This is a genomic window from Chlorogloeopsis sp. ULAP01 (assembly GCF_030381805.1).
In the GTDB taxonomy this organism is placed as follows: Bacteria; Cyanobacteriota; Cyanobacteriia; order Cyanobacteriales; family Nostocaceae; genus Chlorogloeopsis.
The window spans coordinates 383,158-400,583 of the sequence record NZ_JAUDRH010000001.1; the positions used below are offsets into that span (position 1 = coordinate 383,158).

At 39.6% G+C, this 17,426-nt stretch carries 14 protein-coding genes and 1 pseudogene; 3 read left to right on the forward strand and 12 right to left on the reverse strand.

All coding sequences use genetic code 11. The features are described 5' to 3' along the window. Positions 1-3 precede the first annotated feature (3 nt). Together QUB80_RS01770 and QUB80_RS35025 are read left to right on the forward strand one after the other, a co-directional pair. On the forward strand, positions 4-1,353 hold the full coding sequence (locus QUB80_RS01770) for an MFS transporter (protein ID WP_289787772.1): 1,350 nt from the start codon (positions 4-6) through the stop codon (positions 1,351-1,353). Between the two features lie 34 nt (positions 1,354-1,387). Next, positions 1,388-1,531: a DUF4058 family protein gene (locus QUB80_RS35025; protein ID WP_353962225.1), complete on the forward strand. Its 144-nt coding sequence runs from the start codon at positions 1,388-1,390 to the stop codon at positions 1,529-1,531. 118 nt (positions 1,532-1,649) lie between these two features. Here QUB80_RS35025 and QUB80_RS01775 read toward each other — a convergent pair whose 3' ends face one another. The 12 genes and pseudogenes from QUB80_RS01775 to QUB80_RS01830 all read right to left on the reverse strand — a co-directional run bounded on the left by QUB80_RS01775 (position 1,650) and on the right by QUB80_RS01830 (position 10,971). Then, entirely contained in the window at positions 1,650-3,386 is a 1,737-nt protein-coding gene (locus tag QUB80_RS01775) for an ABC transporter ATP-binding protein (RefSeq protein WP_289787773.1), read from the reverse strand. Positions 3,387-3,395: 9 nt separating this feature from the next. Further along, on the reverse strand, positions 3,396-4,367 hold the full coding sequence (locus QUB80_RS01780) for an ABC transporter ATP-binding protein (RefSeq protein WP_289787774.1): 972 nt from the start codon (positions 4,365-4,367) through the stop codon (positions 3,396-3,398). Further along, positions 4,367-5,185 carry an ABC transporter transmembrane domain-containing protein gene (locus tag QUB80_RS01785; RefSeq protein WP_289787775.1) on the reverse strand — a complete coding sequence of 273 codons (819 nt, stop codon included), beginning with the start codon at positions 5,183-5,185 and terminating at the stop codon, positions 4,367-4,369. Before QUB80_RS01785 ends, QUB80_RS01780 begins: the two co-directional genes overlap by 1 nt. 156 nt (positions 5,186-5,341) lie before the next feature. Further along, positions 5,342-6,370: an AraC family transcriptional regulator gene (locus tag QUB80_RS01790; RefSeq protein WP_289787776.1), complete on the reverse strand. Its 1,029-nt coding sequence runs from the start codon at positions 6,368-6,370 to the stop codon at positions 5,342-5,344. A gap of 91 nt (positions 6,371-6,461) precedes the next feature. Continuing rightward, entirely contained in the window at positions 6,462-6,692 is a 231-nt protein-coding gene (locus QUB80_RS01795) for an ABC transporter substrate-binding protein (RefSeq protein WP_289787777.1), read from the reverse strand. 314 nt (positions 6,693-7,006) lie between these two features. Beyond that, positions 7,007-7,375: pseudogene (locus tag QUB80_RS01800) on the reverse strand (DUF1636 family protein); the annotation flags it as partial. 411 nt (positions 7,376-7,786) lie between these two features. After that, positions 7,787-8,398, reverse strand: a complete 612-nt coding sequence (locus QUB80_RS01805) for a hypothetical protein (RefSeq protein WP_289787778.1) — start codon at positions 8,396-8,398, stop codon at positions 7,787-7,789. 70 nt (positions 8,399-8,468) lie between these two features. Further along, positions 8,469-8,957 carry an acyl carrier protein gene (gene acpP / locus QUB80_RS01810; RefSeq protein ID WP_289787779.1) on the reverse strand — a complete coding sequence of 163 codons (489 nt, stop codon included), beginning with the start codon at positions 8,955-8,957 and terminating at the stop codon, positions 8,469-8,471. A gap of 143 nt (positions 8,958-9,100) precedes the next feature. Next, positions 9,101-9,874, reverse strand: a complete 774-nt coding sequence (locus QUB80_RS01815) for a thioesterase II family protein (RefSeq protein WP_289787780.1) — start codon at positions 9,872-9,874, stop codon at positions 9,101-9,103. Positions 9,875-9,983: 109 nt separating this feature from the next. Continuing rightward, positions 9,984-10,211, reverse strand: a complete 228-nt coding sequence (locus QUB80_RS01820; protein WP_289787781.1) for an MbtH family protein — start codon at positions 10,209-10,211, stop codon at positions 9,984-9,986. Positions 10,212-10,296: 85 nt separating this feature from the next. Beyond that, positions 10,297-10,623: an MbtH domain protein gene (locus QUB80_RS01825; protein WP_289787782.1), complete on the reverse strand. Its 327-nt coding sequence runs from the start codon at positions 10,621-10,623 to the stop codon at positions 10,297-10,299. A gap of 12 nt (positions 10,624-10,635) precedes the next feature. Next, the gene (locus QUB80_RS01830) at positions 10,636-10,971 is read right to left on the reverse strand and encodes a hypothetical protein (protein ID WP_289787783.1); all 336 of its coding nucleotides are present in this window, start codon (positions 10,969-10,971) and stop codon (positions 10,636-10,638) included. A gap of 1,133 nt (positions 10,972-12,104) precedes the next feature. On the opposite strand from QUB80_RS01830, the gene QUB80_RS01835 reads away from it, so the two are divergent. Continuing rightward, positions 12,105-17,420, forward strand: a complete 5,316-nt coding sequence (locus QUB80_RS01835; RefSeq protein ID WP_289787784.1) for a non-ribosomal peptide synthetase — start codon at positions 12,105-12,107, stop codon at positions 17,418-17,420. Positions 17,421-17,426 lie beyond the last annotated feature (6 nt).

The following is a 17,426-nucleotide window of genomic DNA, read 5'->3' on the forward strand; positions in this document are numbered from 1 at the left end:
TAAATGGCGCAACATACTGTAGCCCGAAATATGAGAGTTTTTACTTTCATTTGGTTTGGGCAACTAGTTTCACTGCTGGGTTCGAGTCTCACAGGCTTTGCACTGGGAGTTTGGGTTTATCAAAGAACTGGATCGGTTACACAGTATGCACTCATTTCTTTATTTTCATTACTACCGGGTCTTTTAATAGCACCGCTAGCCGGCGTTTTAGTAGACAGATGGGATCGACGCTGGCTGATGGTTTTTAGTGATGCTGGAGCAGGTTTAGGTAGTCTGATAATTGTCATGTTGCTGTGGCTGGGTAAACTCCAAGTTTGGCAAATTTACCTTGTTGTTGCCATCAGTTCAATGTTCAGTGCCTTCCAGTGGCCTGCTTATGCTGCTGTCACAACATTACTCGTTCCTAAACAGCACTTAGGGCGTGCTAATGGAATGGTACAGTTTGCAGAAGCAGTATCACGGTTAATTGCACCAGCCTTAGCAGGAATACTAGTGGTCTCAATCAATCTTCAAGGTGTGATATTGCTGGATAGTGTGAGTTTTGTTTTTGCGATCGCCACGCAGATGCTCGTTCGATTCCCTAAAATCAAAATTACTATCACAGATGAAGAGAAAAACAAATCTCTGCTACGGGAGGCGGTGGATGGCTGGACATACATCACTACTCGACCAGGACTACTGGCATTGTTGATATTTTTTACTATCAAAAATTTTTTGGTAGGAACTGTCAACGTACTGATTACACCTTTAGTTCTATCTTTTACTTCCACTACTGTCTTAGGCACTGTACTATCAATTGGTGGCAGTGGTATGCTCCTCGGCAGTTGTGTGATGAGCTTTTGGGGTGGTTCACGGCGACGTATTCATGCTGTACTCGGCTTTACCCTGTTGGGTGGGTTATCTATTGTCATGGCTGGAATTAAACCTGCTGCACCAGTTTTCTTTGCAGCTGCGTTTACCTACTTCTTCGGCTTCCCCATTGTCAACAGTTGCGATCAAGCTATTTGGCAAAGCAAAGTTGAGCTTGCTGTCCAGGGACGAGTGTTTGCTTTGCGGCGTATGCTTACTTGGGGATCTCTGCCGCTTGCTAGTCTTGTGGCAGGCCCCTTAGCCGATCAAGTCTTTGAACCTTTACTTGTTCCGGGAGGGTTATTAGCCGGAAACCTTGGACAGATTATTGGTGTAGGGAAAGGATACGGCATTGCCCTATTATTTATTCTTATGGGAATACTAACTATGTTGGCCACAGTTGGCTTTTATTTATATCAACCGCTACGTTTATTAGAAACTCAACTACCTGATGTGATTACTGACAATACGCCAATTTCTAAGGAAAACATAAGACAAAATTGAATTATGGACGAATAACCGTGAACACTAAGTTAATTTGCGAGTTAGAGAATTCGGCTCTTCTGATTTACAAAATCCTATCCCTTCTTTCTTCTTACCTTTACGTAAAGACGATACAGAACCATTGTTAGAAATACAACCTTTAATTAATGATTGTACTATGAAGGGAATTATAATTTAGTTATTGATTATACTCAACAACCTATACCTGCTCTTTCACAAGAAAGTTGGAATTGGATCAGTGAACTTTTGCAATCTCAAGGAATAAGGTAGAAATAATAACCTTTAACTGTTAACTGTTAAACTTTCCATGTTCGAGATTGTTGCTGTGCTTGCCAAAGCTGTGCATAGCGTCCAGCACTCGAAATTAACTCCTCATAGTTGCCACGTTCGACTATTCTTCCAGCTTCTAACACCAAAATCTGATCTGCACCAGTCACAGTGGAAAGTCGATGAGCAATCACCACAACCGTTTTATTTTCCACAAGTTGATCAATTGCTCTTTGTACTGCGATCTCACTTTCCGTATCTAAAGCTGAGGTTGGTTCATCAAGGAGAACAATTGGTGCATCCTTGAGAATAGCGCGGGCGATAGAAATTCGCTGTTTCTCACCGCCAGACAGCGCCCCGCCAACTTCACCAACTTTGGTGTTATACCCATTGGGTAGACGAGAAACGAATTCATGACAGTTAGCCGCCCGTGCTGCTGCTTCCACTTCCGCATCAGTTGCGTCGGGTTTGGCTAGGCGAATATTATTTAAGATGCTGTCATCAAATAAATAAACATCTTGAAAGACTACGGCAATATGTCCCATTAACTCTGTGACATCTACATTGCGGATATCAACACCACCGATTTTGATAGCACCACTTTTGACATCAGCATATCGACTAATCAGCTTGGTAATCGTTGTCTTACCACTGCCGGAACTGCCCACCAATGCTGTTAAGCTGCGTTCTGGTAAATGAAAGGAAACATCATGTAATACTAATTCATTTTGATCAGCATAAGCAAAACTGACACGATCAAAGGTAATGTTAAATCTATCTATGGTAGTTAGTGGTTGAGAAATCGGTAATGGTGGAATTGCCATCAACGCTTCAATTCTTTCTAGAGAGGTTTCCATTAAGTCAAAGATGGCAGTGAGGTTGCCAAAGATGGCAATAGGTTCACTAAAACGTGTAGCAATTACAACTAAGGCGAAGACTTGCGGACTCTCTATACTGTCTTGAAGAATGTACAATACGCCCAAGGCTAATAATAAAATAATCCCCACTTGCACTACCATTGACATCAGTAATGCAGGCATAGTACTGAGACGCTGGGCGCGTGATTGAATTTGACGCTGGATAGATATTGCCTCACGCAATCGCCCTGACTGTTTTCCTACTTGTTTGGTAGCGCGTAGTATAGGTAAGCCTTGAGCATTTTCGATGATGCGAGAGGCGCTATTGGCATCAGCAACAGCTACCTCTCGTAACTCTGAGCCAGCAATAGCCCGTTGGCGTTGATAAATGGGAACTGCCAAAGGAAAGGTAAGCAGCATCGCAGTTGCTAATCGCCAGTCAATCAAGTAGGTAACAAAGATGATAACTACGGGGACAACCATTGTTTTGATGATGATGGTTGCCATATTTCCGATAGAAAGTAGAGAATCGGTAACATTACCGCTTAAAACTACGTTCAAATCCCCAGAACGACGGCGGTTAAGTTGTTCTAGAGGTATTCGGCGTAATTGTTCCCCTAATTTCAACCGCATTTCATGGGCAGCATCAATGGAAACAATCCAGCCAAATTTTAGCTCCTGCCAGCGTAAGGCAAATTCGATGATGACGAGAAATGCCATGACAGCAACTAATGTCCAAACTCGGTTGGTGTTGATGGGATTTGCTGTCAGGGCTGAAAGGAGGGGAAAGAAAAGGGCAAAAATGATGCCTTGAATAATGGAGGCGATGACAGAGATGGTGAGAGACTCTTGTAAATTGGGGGCATAAGAACCTGATGCTACCATCATCCGACGAAAGCTGTTAATCATATAAAGTTATTAGGAATAGGAGGTGATTGGAAGTTGTGAATTTCTCAGTCCCCATTCTTGGGCGCGGCGATGGTTATCCCATAAACGAGCGTAGAGTCCATTGGCATTCACAAGTTCTTGATGTGTTCCGCCTTCTACAATGCGTCCACTGTCGAGGACAAGAATTTGGTCAGCGTTGATAATTGTGGAAAGACGGTGAGCTACAATTACTAGGGTTTTACCGATTGTTAGGGAAGCGATCGCCTGTTGAATTAATGCTTCATTTTCCGGATCAGCAAAGGCTGTGGCTTCGTCGAGGATGATAATCGGGTTATCTTGTAAAATAGCTCTGGCAATGGTAATTCTTTGTTTTTCTCCACCAGATAAACGAGTGCCACGTTCGCCAGCAATGGTACCGTAACCTTGAGGTAATGCCAAAATAAAATCGTGTGCTTGTGCAGCTTTTGCAGCCGCTTCCACCTCAGCATCTGTGGCGTGAGAACGCCCTAAACGAATATTTGCCCTAATGGTGTCATCCAACAAAAAGGTATCTTGAAACACGAAAGATACCTGCGACATTAATGTATCACTAGTCATATTGCGCACATCTAAATAACCGATTTCTACTACTCCTGCATCCACATCCCAAAAGCGGGGAATTAACTTAGCAATGGTACTTTTACCTGCTCCCGATCGCCCTACCAAGGCTGTGACAGTACCTGCTTTGATGTAAAGATTTACATCCTTTAAGGCTGGATGATTAGCTTCTCCATAGGAGAATGTCACATCACGAAAGCGGATAGATGTATCTGATGGTTGCTGGGGATGTTCCGGTTCAGGGAGCGGTGGTTCTGCAAGCACTTTAGCAATACGCTTGGCGGCGGCGGCTGATTTATTGATGAACTGAGACAACCACATAATCGGGAATAAAGCTTCCATTACTCCTGATGAAAACAGCAAAAACAATATCAGAGTAGGAAATTCCAATGTTCCCTGAATCATTAACCAAGCTCCCACCGTGACAACACAAAGTAAAGTGGGTAAGGATGCATAATTAAAAAGCCCAGACGACCAGCAAGTTGAGTTTTATTTGTCCATGCTCTGACGCGCTGGGTAAAATCATCCAAGGACATACTGTAACGGATAAAAGAAGTTGTACCATCATCAAAAGTGCGGACAACTTGCATCCCTTGGACAAACTCAATTACTGTGCCGTTAATTTGCTCATTTGCTTGATCGTAAGCTTGGCGTTCTCTGGCATGATCTTGCATTGCTAAACGCATAAATATCAATCCAATGGGCGCAGGTGCAAGAGTAGCCAATGTCATTCGCCAATCCGCCAAAAATAATACAATTAAAGTTACTAAAGGTGCGCTGTAAGCACGGGCAATAAAGGGTGTACTATCAGCTACAAAAGTGTGGAGTTCTTTAACATCATCTTGGACAATCTTTTTAATTGTGCCAGAGCCAGTTGTCACCACATAACCCAGGGGTAGACGCGCTAGATGTTCGGCAATTTGGATGCGAATAATTTCTTCTAATTTGAAAGCCGCCATATGAGAAACACGAAATACCCAAACCCGCGAGATAAAAGTAATAAAAGTAGCAATAACTGATGCTGTAATCAATAACCAAAGACGCTGAGTATTGACATTAGCAGATAATAATTCTCCCACAATCAAAGGAATCGTTAATAATGAAGCTAAAGTGGTGATTGTATTCAAAACCGACAGTGACATTGCCGTAATTATTCGTTCTTTTACTGGCTTAACTATTTGCCATACACCAGTTTCTGATTGATTATTTGTTGTCTTGTCCATAAAAATTTATATTTGGTTAATTTTAGTTTTCATTATGAGTACCTTGACACACAGATAAACTCTCTGTTTGCCAGTTTAAATTGCTAAAACCCTATTGACTACCCCTATACGGATCTAAAATTACCCCAAAATGAAGAACTTGAAAACGCTGCTGTTTCAAAAACGTGATTTTAACGCACTGGGGTTAATACCAAATTTTCTTTTAAAGGCAGCAGTAAAATGACTAAAATTGGAATAGCCAACCGCAGATGCAACTTCTGTAACATTCATTAAACCCGATTCTAATAAAAGACGCGATCGCTCCATTTTGTATTGATGTAAATAACCGAATGCTGTAGTACCAAATACTTGACGAAATCCCAGTTTTAGTTTGTGTTCGTTCAATCCTACTATCTGTGCCAAAGACAACAATGAAGGTGGATTTTCTAAATTGCTAATTAAAACGTCTCTAGCAAAATAAATTCGTTCAACTTCATCTGCTCGTAATTTTTTATAAATTTTATTTTCTGTTTTACTATCAGTTAATTCAGCTAATTTCAATGAAACTAATTCTAAAGTTTTACTTTCTAAGTAGAAATGTTTTGTCAAATTTTTATAAGGACAGTTAATGATTTGGTTAAGAGCAATTTTCATGGCAGGATTTGTTATACCTGACCAAGCATAAATTTTGGAATCTTGACATTCAATCAAGCTTTGTAAAGAATAATCTATTTGCTCACATTCATCTTCTACAATAGATTTGATTATTTGCGAATCTATACTCATCTCTACTAAAAATAGATTCTGTCTCGCCGGAATTTCCATGGTTGCTTTATAAGCATTGCTGTGAAGTAGTAAATTACGTCCAGCCGTCAAGCTTAAATCAACTTTTGAACCTATAACTTCAGCCTCAAGATTACCTGAAAGACAAAAACCTAACCCCAAAGAAGAATATTTGGTATTTGCTTTGATAATTAAGTTTTCTTCTAAGTTCCAATCTTGTAAATATAGTTCAATACCATCACGTAAATGTAAGTTATATATCTGACCTTTACCTAATTGATTAGAAAAATTTAAAAATTTTTCTTTGGCTATTGATTGATAATAAAATCCAGTTTGACGCTGCATTTCTGGGAAAAACTCTTGAATATCATTTAAAGAAATTGATACTTTCATCATCACCTTGTTGATATCTGCGTTGGACACATCTCAAGCTATTGAGAAATAGTATTAATAAACTTACTAAAAATCAAGTAATATTAACGGAAATGCAGATAACCCCAGATATCGCAGGCTATTATATTTTGTTGACAAACTCAGGATAAATTATGGGCATCAACTGATCGAGAGTTAAACCAATCATCCGAGTCCCGTTACCAGAGTGCCATAATTGGTCAATTTCATATACTCTCTGATTTTGTACTGCTTGAAGTTGCTGCCAAATTTGATGATGACGAAGTTGTTGCGATAAGGGAATTTTTCCAGGTGAATAAGTTTGCACGAAAATCACATCGGGATTGACTTGCAAAATTTGTCGAAGCGAAACATTTGTTAAGCCTGGTTCATGATTATGGCTTGTAGGCTCAAACCAAGGGTAATGGGTGAATTGCTGAAGAATGCTACCAATCGTGCCGATGTTGGTTTCAACAGGTAGCGGCGAGGAGTCCCCCACTGATCCCCCACCTTTAGGTGGGGGAGGAACGCCGCTCCCGGTACTGGGTACTGGGTACTGGGTACTGGGGGAGGTTGCAAAATTTGGGAGGGGTTTAAAGCCCCTTCCATAATTTTTCCGCTTTCCACCCAATTCCCAGTCACGAGTACCCAGTCCCCAGTCCCTTTACCAACAGGTGGAATTTGAGCGAAAATAGCGGACTGTAACAGTGCAGGAAGCTTTTTCCAAACTACAGTGCCTTTACGGCTCTTGATATATAACCGCATAAAATCTAGTAATTCTGCTGGGCTATCTTCTTGGGAAAGATTGACGAACAGATAAGTAGGTTTGTCATGGCTGGATACAGCGACAACACAGCCTTGACTGCAAGCCCACAAACACCCAACGGGCTGAATTTCAAGTTCATCAAGTTGGAATTTCTCGTTGCATAAAGTATTTAGTTGGTCAAGTAAAATAGAACCATCGCAGGGTTGATTTTTTTGCCGTTCTTCGGAGGAGCGGTGGCAAGATTTGCAAACGAAAAGGGTGTGTTTAGGTATAGAACTAGGGTGTGTTGACGAGGTATTTTTAGAGGTCATTAATGACTTGATAAACATTAATAAATTCTTCATTATTTTAATTTACTTCTTATAGGGAGCAGCCTTGAAAAGTCCTAGCCATGCTGTCACCATCACGAGAGATATTGCACACTTGAAGAAGAAATAAGGCCAAGAAGATGTGAGCGCGATCGCTGATGGCAAAGCTGAACGTTGTTCCAGATGAGAAAAACTCAGTTAATTATTACGAGCTTCAATATTTTTTTGTTGCCTTTTAACTATAATCCGCTCAATAATATCTGATGGTAATCTATAAAGATTGACTAATGTTAACTCCAGACCACCGTCAGCTATTTCTTTTACATATACTCCTTCCAAGTAATATTTATTGATTACCTTAGTTTTTGTTGACAACTAATACAAAAGTTCACTGTTGGCTACGTGACCAAGTTCTAACTCAAAGTCCCTTTGTAAATCAAAATGTAAATAAAAACTTGGATATGGAAGTTTTACATCGCGCAAAGGAATACTTTCTATATTTATATCCTTAAATTGTTCTAATAAACATTGAGGGAAATCAAAAATATTTTTGCCAGAACTATAGAAATTCACAAAAGCTAGTGTCAACTTCAACTCATGGATAATGCCGGCTCTCCAAGCATTGACAATAGGTAAATCCTTATCATGAATATCTTTACTTAAAGAATCTAGATATGTAACTTCACTCTTAGTAAATTTCAAAGTTTTTTTCAGGTACTTTGCATAATTCGTATTACCAGGAGTTTTGCATACCATATCAGTAAAATGTTTGAAAAAATATGTTTGTAAGGTGTCAAGTTTCAGTCTTGTATCTGTAGACAGGATAGCAAAATCTATTGGCTGAACCCCAAAGTTTTTTTGATACTCATTGACAAATTTAGGCAAATATTTGCGAACTAGAGCATACCGATAAGGGAAATATTTTTGTTGTCTTTTAAATGCCTTAAGAGTTTGTGAATTTATTCCGAGTAAAGAAGAAATACCCATATGTAACCTGAATTAACAAACTTGTTGTGTGTATTAAAAATATTGCTACTATAACTTTAGAAACAAACTTTTAAATAACAACCTTTTGACTAATGTAATTAACAAGTTTTTGCACAGTTGAAAGACTCTTAGCAACTTCGTCATTAATTTGGATGTCAAAAGCTTTCTCCAAAACTGTGAATAGTTCCAATATATCTAAGGAATCTACTCTTAAGTTTTCTACAAAATTTGATTCTAAGCAGACTTGGTTTTGTTCAATACTTAGTTGTTCTGCAATAATAATTTGTAATTTTTCAAAAACTGGAAAGTTTTTGAATTGGCTATGCTGAATTGCTGCGTAAATTTCTAATATTAGCTCAGTAATTTCTTTCAGTAGTGTGACAATACGCTTATATTGCTGAATATCTTGTTCGGAAAGAGAGGAACCTTGGCGCTCATTGAGCCACTTTTGACAAACTTGGTAACCTTCTAAAGGGACTTGTGAGGATACATCTTCAAAGTACTGTGTTTGGTTGAGCCAGACGGGGCAGACCAGTTTTTTTAGCTGAGTTTGGCTCAAGCATTGTGTAGGATAAAAATACTATCTTAATTGTGTTGCAGTGATAGGATCTCTTGCGAACATTGAGAGACGCTTCTCAATAATGAGATTTATTACAGAAACACCTAATCATTTGATGAAAGAAGCAATCATTAGTTTGATTGTCAATGTTTCACCTCATTGGCAATCCGATCTAGTTCTTGAGAAAGAGACTGCAACAGAAGTGATTGGGCAGAGTGCAGGAAGAAATGATCGCCCCTAAACATCTGTAGTGAGAATGGAGCATTTGTCTGCTCCCGCCAGGCTTGGAGTTGCTCACAATTGACCTTGTGATCCTGTAAACCACCAAAAGCAGTAATAGGGCAGTCAAGTGGTGGTTCAGCAGTATAGACGTAAGTTTCCAGAACTGCAAAGTCTGCTCGTAAAATCGGGCTCAGAAGTTGCATTAATTCGCTGTTTTCCAGTATTGTTTCGGAAGTCCCATTCAAACGGCGCAGTTCCTCTTTGAAAGCAGGTTCATCGAGAGCATGAATGGGTGGATCTGGATCGAGAATTTGCGGAGCGCGGCGACCGGAAATAAACAAGTGTATTGGTTCAGTGTCATACTGTTTGCGGAGGAGACGGGCAAGTTCAAAGCTAACGATCGCTCCCATACTGTGACCAAAGAAGGCAAATGGTTTATTTAAATGTGGAATCAGAGCAGGAGCGATCGCACCAACAAGAGGTTCTAGCCGCGGGAACGGCGCAGTCCGCATCTGCGTTCCTCGTCCAGGTAGTTCGATGGGACAAACTTCGACAGTTTTGGGTAGGCTGTCCGACCATGTGCGAAAAATTAAAGAACTACCACCTGCGTAGGGGAAGCAAAATAAACGCACCGAAGCTTGAGGATTCAGTTTGGGATACGTCACCCATGAGTTAAATGTCTGTATGGTTGTCATATGATCAGAACGTCTAAACTCTCTTCTTGAAGACCATCACAAGTCATTTGTCTAAACTCCTGCAATACGTACAAATGACTCGTGACTAGTGACAAAGGACAAGGATGCGTCATAACTTACTGTGAGCGGCTTCTTCCATTTTTTTGCGGAGACTAAGCGGTCTCATATCAGTCCATACTTCTTTGATGTATTCCAGACATTCTTGTTTCAAACCACTTTTGCCAGAATCCTTCCAGCCGAGAGGGTTCTCCCGGTATTCTGGCCAAATGGAATACTGTTCTTCATGATTGACTACAACTTTGTAAATTGTTGTGTCTTCTTTGTCGTCTTGGTACATATTTTGTCTCCTGTTATTTAACTAGAAAGAAATTAGGTGGAACTTCGCCAGAATTGAGAATTAAATACTGTATTACTGGTAAGGCTCACTGTTGGACTGGTTCAAGGTGTCCCTTACCTTCTAGTGTCTCTAAGTCAATATCTGCAATGCATCTAACTTTTACGTAGTTCAATGTCAGGTTGCCAACCAAATGAACTTTCCCTGTGTGACGCTCAAAATCAGCTTCATTAAAATTAGATGCTTCCGGGTCGAGTCTGACACCTAAATCAGTACCTCCCTTTGTATTGGTGAACTTAATATGTACGTATCCTCGGTTAATACTTTCTTTCAATGCCGTAGCTGTTTTGTCTGGTCGTAAGCTTGCTTCAACAGGATGCTCCCCTTCTGACAATTGCTGCACTAACTCATTCATGCAAGTGTCTCCTTAAGAATCACTTTTGTTTTGATTTGCGGATGCTTGTATTTGTACAGGTTCGTATACAGGGATCTCAAATTCAAGGGTCTTATGGCAAAACTCCTTCCATTCCGGAGTTACATTGTCAAAAATAATATTCTCATCTTTGAAAATTCCATCTGTAACTACGTAGTTTTCTTGCAGGTAAAGAAAGTCATCATAAGTTAACTCCCTCTTGATTTCCACTTCATTGCCCGAAACTTCCTTTTTTTCTTTCCTTATATTTTCAGTACACTCTGTCCACTGACTGAACTCACGTAATTTTTTTAGAGAGTTAGCTTTGCAATATTTTCCCATTGTTGCCATCTTAAACCTCCAGGGTAATCCTGCCACACCCGTAAAGGTTGGCGGCGAGGTGGATAGGAGCGGCTATGCGGAGCAAGAACTGAGACACTTTCAGCACTTCTTGTGGTGCAGATAAAAATGTGATCTATCTCTAGAAAAAATCACTCGCACTTCTTTAGGGTGACGTTGTTTGCATAGCAACCAATTCTCAGCTTTAGTTTTCTTGCTGAAATCTAGACTCTAGCCCAAAAAAATTGCTTTACTCACTAACCTAATAAGTGCAAAGTTAAGCGGTAGTCTTGGTTGAGCCTCTATATACTTGCACTAATATGAGTGTAGTTTTCACCCAAAAGTTGATATATGGCTGAATCCTACAGATGTTTCATGATTAATTAGAATTTGTTTCAAATAAAACAGGATATTTCGTTGTTAAAAGCTATTTTTTTTCATTGTTTATTCAGTAAAGCTTATTTCGAAAGATTATCATTAAGTCTAGAGAAGATCAAGCTAACCACCCCATAACATTCCTATGGTTAAAATCTTTTTCAGGAATGACTCTTATGGATGCCAAGCACAATCAACATATAATCGACTATGATAAATTTTGTGTAGATCGCACATTCACTATTGAGATACGAGCCATTGGACTACCCCTAGACTACGGAATTCTGATGCTTGGGCTAAAATCAGGTGCTAGAAAGCACTTTGACTTTTCCAGCTATTAGCATCTATCAAAAGTAATAAATTATTCTTTCGATAGCCTAAAATGACACATATTTCAAATATTGATAATTATTGGCTATTAATAAAGGATTGCGTAAATGCCACAATCCCTAGTAATGTGAAAGAGTCTAAATGAAAATAACTGGCAACATATAAGTTTGCATAGCTAGCTTACAAATTTGGGGCTGTTTTTCCTAAAGCAACGTCCAAGTCTGTTTAAGAGTTTTCCCAATAGAGTTAAATAATTCTGTAAAAGCACCACTTTCAGCAAGAAAGGGCTATGTTTTTCTAAAGTTTGCTGGATTTTATCTCAGTAGATTGTCAAGAAGTTACACATAACAACTGACTCAAACACTTGTTCAGCCAATAGTGAGTGTGAGATTAATTTTGCCACTATTGTTTGCCTGCATCTGATTAGCTGAGGCATAGTAATGACCCCAATTATCAATTACTTCCGAGAAATTCCCCCTCAATGTGCGACAATCGTTGATGTTCTGCGCGATCGCAGTTTCCAAATGCCGCACGCACAAGCGTTCACTTTCCTTGAAGATGGAGAAACTCAGGAATTAACGCTGACTTACTATGAATTGGATCGGCGCAGTCGGGCTGTAGCAGCTCAACTGCAAGCTCTTGGTTTGAGTGGGGAACGTGCTATATTACTGTATCCTCCCGGACTGGATTATCTAATAGCATTTTTTGGTTGTCTATATGCTGAAGTCGTGGCAGTTCCAGCTTATCCGCCTCGCAATCAACGTAAAACGCCCAGAATACAAGCTATTACTATAGATGCACAGGCCAATGTTGCTCTCACCACAACAGCAATGCTACCCACATTACAATCAATATTCACACCAGATACAAAACAGGGAAATTTTCGCTGGATTACAACTGATAACATAGCACAGGGTCTAGAAGATTGTTGGCAGCAACCTGCAATTAATGGAGATACTCTAGCATTTCTGCAATACACATCGGGTTCTACCGGCACACCAAAGGGAGTTATGCTCAGTCATGGCAACCTTCTGCACAACGCCGCCGTCACTTACCAACTCATGGAACATTCATCAAGCAGCAAGTTTGTCTCCTGGCTACCTGTTTATCATGATATGGGATTAATTGGTGGCATTTTGCAACCATTGTATGGTGCTTTCCCTTGCATCTTAATGTCGCCAGCATCTTTTCTGCAAAGACCTTACCGCTGGCTACAAGCGATTTCTCGTTACAAAGGCACCACGAGTGGCGGCCCTAACTTTGCCTATGAACAATGTGTTCAAAGAATTACTCAACAACAAAAAGAAACTCTTGACTTAAGTAGTTGGAGTGTCGCGTTCAACGGTGCTGAACCAGTCCGGCGAGATACCCTTGAGCAATTTGCAACCACTTTTGCAGAATGTGGCTTTCGTGCAGAAGCATTTTATCCCTGTTATGGTATGGCGGAAGCAACATTGATAGTTTCTGGTGGGAGCAAAAAAGCCTTAGCTCAAGTCAGAACTGTAAATAAATCTGCACTTTCCCAAAACCAGATAGTCGAAGCAACTATTGAAAGTCAAGATATTCAAAGCTTTGTCAGTTGTGGCAAAGCAATTCCTCAACAGCAGATTGTAATTGTCAATCCTGAAACATTAACTCGTTGTTCATCAAATGAAGTTGGGGAAATCTGGGTATCCGGCCCTAGTGTTGGTCAAGGTTATTGGAATCGAACAGAAGAAACAAAAGAAACATTCCACGCCTATCTCAAAGACACGAAAGAAGGGCCGTTTTTACGCACTGGTGACTTAGGCTTTTTGCACAATGGCGAGGTTTTCATTACAGGTAGAGCAAAAGATTTAATTATTATTCGGGGTCGCAATCTTTACCCCCAAGATATAGAATTAACAGCAGAACGCAGTCATCCATCATTACGTCTTGGTGCTAATGCAGCATTTACAGTCGAAGTTAGTAATGAAGAAAGATTAGTAGTTGTACAAGAATTAGAGTTTCGCGCCAAGCCAAATTTCTCAGAAGTAACTAGTGCAATTCGGCAAGCAATTACCGAGGAACAGGAAGTACAAATTTATGGCGTAGTTTTAATTAAACCGGGTAGTATTTCCAAAACTTCTAGCGGTAAAATTCAACGTCGTGCAACTCGCGCTCAATTTCAAAATGGTGAATTGAATATAGTTGAAAGTGACATTCTCAAAATTAATGATATTGCTAGAAATGAAACTCAATTACGGCGTTCTGAACTGTTGGCACTTCCTCCAAGAGAATTTCAAGCGCTCCTAGAAAATTATTTAACTGAACTGTTGGCAGGAGTACTTTCAATGGCCGCAGATGATATTAATATCCAAGAACCATTAAGCACGCTGGGGCTTGATTCTTTAAAAGTATTTGAATTAAAAAATCAGCTTGAATTTGATTTAGAAATCGAAGTATCTGTAGCAGATTTTTTTGAAGGAATGAGTGGGCGATCGCTTGTCACCGAGATTCTCGCTCAAATGACAACAGATGCACTACCGTCATTATTCTTTATTCAACAAGATAAAAACACATCACATTATCCTCTATCTTTTGCCCAGCAGGGATTATGGTTTATCAATCAGCTAACTCCCGATACTCCTACATATAATATTCCTATAGTTATTAACTTTAAGGGTTGCATTAACTTAATAGCTTTACAGGATAGTCTGAACGAAATTATTAGACGACACGAAGTATTACGCACAAGCTTTACAGTAAAAGATGGACAACCCGTTCAAGTTGTAAATGAAGCTGTAATCGTAACTTTATCGGTTGAAGATTTACGTTCTTTATCAGAGAATGAGCGTATCCAAGAAGCACAACGTTTGGTTACAGAGTTTGCACAACAGCCATTTGACTTATCTGCTCAATCGCTTTTGCGTAGTAAAATTTTACAATTAAATGATAAAAATTATCAATTGTTAGTGACTCTGCATCATATAATTGCAGATGGTTGGTCTACCAGTATTTTGATTAAAGAACTAACTGCACTATATGAAGCATTCTCAACAGCCAAACTCTCACCACTTCCTAAATTACCAATTCAGTATCGAGATTTTGTTAATTGGCAACGAAAATGGCTTGATGGCGAACGCACTCAATCATTATTGAGCTATTGGAAACAAAAGTTGCAGGATGAACTTCCTGTACTGAATTTACCAACAGACCGACCGCGATCGCCAGTTCAAACTTTCAATGGCACTCAAGCGAAATTAGTTCTGTCTCAAACTCTGACAAAAGCACTGAAGAAACTGAGCCATCAAGAAGGCGTAACCTTGTTTATGACCTTGTTAGCGGCTTTTAAAACCTTGCTTTACCGCTATACAGGACAGACTGATATTTTAGTTGGTTCGCCAATAGCCAATCGTAATAGAGCAGAAACTAAATCATTAATAGGATTTTTTGTCAATGTTTTAGTACTGCGTACAGATTTATCTGGCGATTTGAATTTTCAAGAGTTGTTGGCGCGGGTGAAATCAACGGCTTTAGAAGCTTACATTCACCAAGACTTACCCTTCGAAAAATTAGTAAAGGAATTACAGCCAAGCAGAGACCTGAGCTACAATCCACTATTTCAGGTGATGTTCGTTCTCCAGAATCTGCCCAAACCCAATCTCAATCTAACGGATGTATCAGTTAATTATGAAGAAGGTTACAACGGTACATCTAAGTTTGATTTGACATTGTTTATGGAGGATTGCGAGCGAGGGTTAATTGCAACTTGCGAGTACAACACGGATTTATTGAATGCAGATACCATTAACCGGATGTTGGGACACTTCCAGACTTTGTTAGAAAGCATAGTTAGCGATCCCAAACAATATATTTCACAATTGCAGCTATTAACGCCATCGGAAATCCAACAGTTATTAGTTGACTGGAATGATACCAAAACAGATTATCCGCAAAACAAGTGCATTCATCATTTATTTGAAGAACAGGTAGAAAAAACACCAGATGCGATCGCTCTGATTTTTGACAACCAAAAATTAACCTACCGAGATTTAAACAACCGAGCAAATCAGTTAGCACACTACTTACAAGAATTAGGCGTGAAGCCAGAAGTAATTGTAGGTGTCTGCATGAAGCGCAGCCCAGAAATGGTGATCGCATTGTTGGCTATTTTAAAAGCTGGCGGAGCCTATGTACCGCTAGATCCAGCCTATCCCCAGGAACGCTTGACTTTTATGCTTAAAGACAGTCAAGCAAAGGTAATGCTGACTCAAACGCATCTAGTTGAGTTGTTTGATAAACTGAATTTGCATATCGTCTGTACCGATAGAGATTTACAATTACTTAGCCAACAGAGTGCAGAAAATCTGTTTAGTGAAGTAAAAACCCATCACCTAGCTTATGTTATTTACACCTCCGGTTCTACTGGTATACCAAAAGGCGTTGCGATCGAACACCAAAGTTGTGTTGCATTATTAACATGGTCAAGAGAAGTCTTTACAGATAACGACCTGGCTGGAGTTTTAGCATCAACCTCTATTTGCTTTGATTTATCAGTATTTGAACTGTTTGTTCCCCTCAGTTGGGGTGGGAAAGTAATTCTTGTAGAAAATGCTTTGCATTTACCTTCCTTAGCAACTGAGGTTAGCTTGGTGAATACAGTCCCCAGCATCATTGCAGAATTATTGCAACTAGATGGTATTCCCTCTTGTGTGAGGACAGTTAATCTGGCTGGTGAACCATTACAAAATCAACTGGTACAGCAGATTTATCAAAATCATCATATTCAGAAAGTTTTCAATCTTTATGGGCCTTCTGAAGATACGACCTATTCTACATTTACTCAGGTAAATAGAGATGAAAAAGTTACTATCGGTCGTCCCATCGCCAATACACAAATTTATCTCTTGGATAGTAATTTACAGCCAGTTCCCATTGGTGTGCCAGGAGAAATTTATCTTGGTGGTGCAGGTTTAGCTAGAGGCTATTTAAATCGACCAGAATTAACAAAAGAAAAGTTTATATCTAGCCCGTTTAGTAATAAACTGGAATCACGGCTATATAAAACTGGAGATTTAGCTCGTTATTTACCAGATGGAAATTTAGAGTATTTAGGAAGAATCGATCATCAAGTCAAGATTAGAGGATTTCGGATTGAGTTAGGTGAAATAGAGAATGCACTGCTCAAACATCCAGTAGTGCGGGAAGTTGTAGTTTTGGCACGAGAAGATAAACAAGGCGATAAGCAATTAGTTGCTTATATTGTTGCTTTGCCAGAACAAATACCCACAGTGAATGAACTGCGAACTTATCTGAAAAAACTCTTACCTGAATATATGGTTCCTAGTGTTTTTATCTTCCTAGATACCTTACCACTATTGCCGAATGGAAAAGTAGACCGTCGTGCTTTACCTGTACCAGAAGTAGTGCGTCCAACATTAACCACTACTTATAAAGCACCCCAGTCAGAAATGGAACAACAGATTGCGAAGCTATGGCAAGAGGTTCTACATCTCGACAAAGTAGGTATTCATGATAATTTCTTTGACCTTGGTGGACATTCACTGCTGATGCTGAAAGTAAATAATGAACTGCGGGCAATTTTGCAGCAAGATATATCAGTAGTGACAATGTTTCAGCACCCAACTATATACTCTTTAGCGCAATATTTAAGTCAAAATACAGAGGATGAGTTGGCTTTTGAAATGATACGCGATCGCGTGCAAAAACAAATAAAATCACTGAATAAACACAGCAAATTTAGGGCAAAGCAAAGTCAAAAATATTGTCAGTAAGTAGGA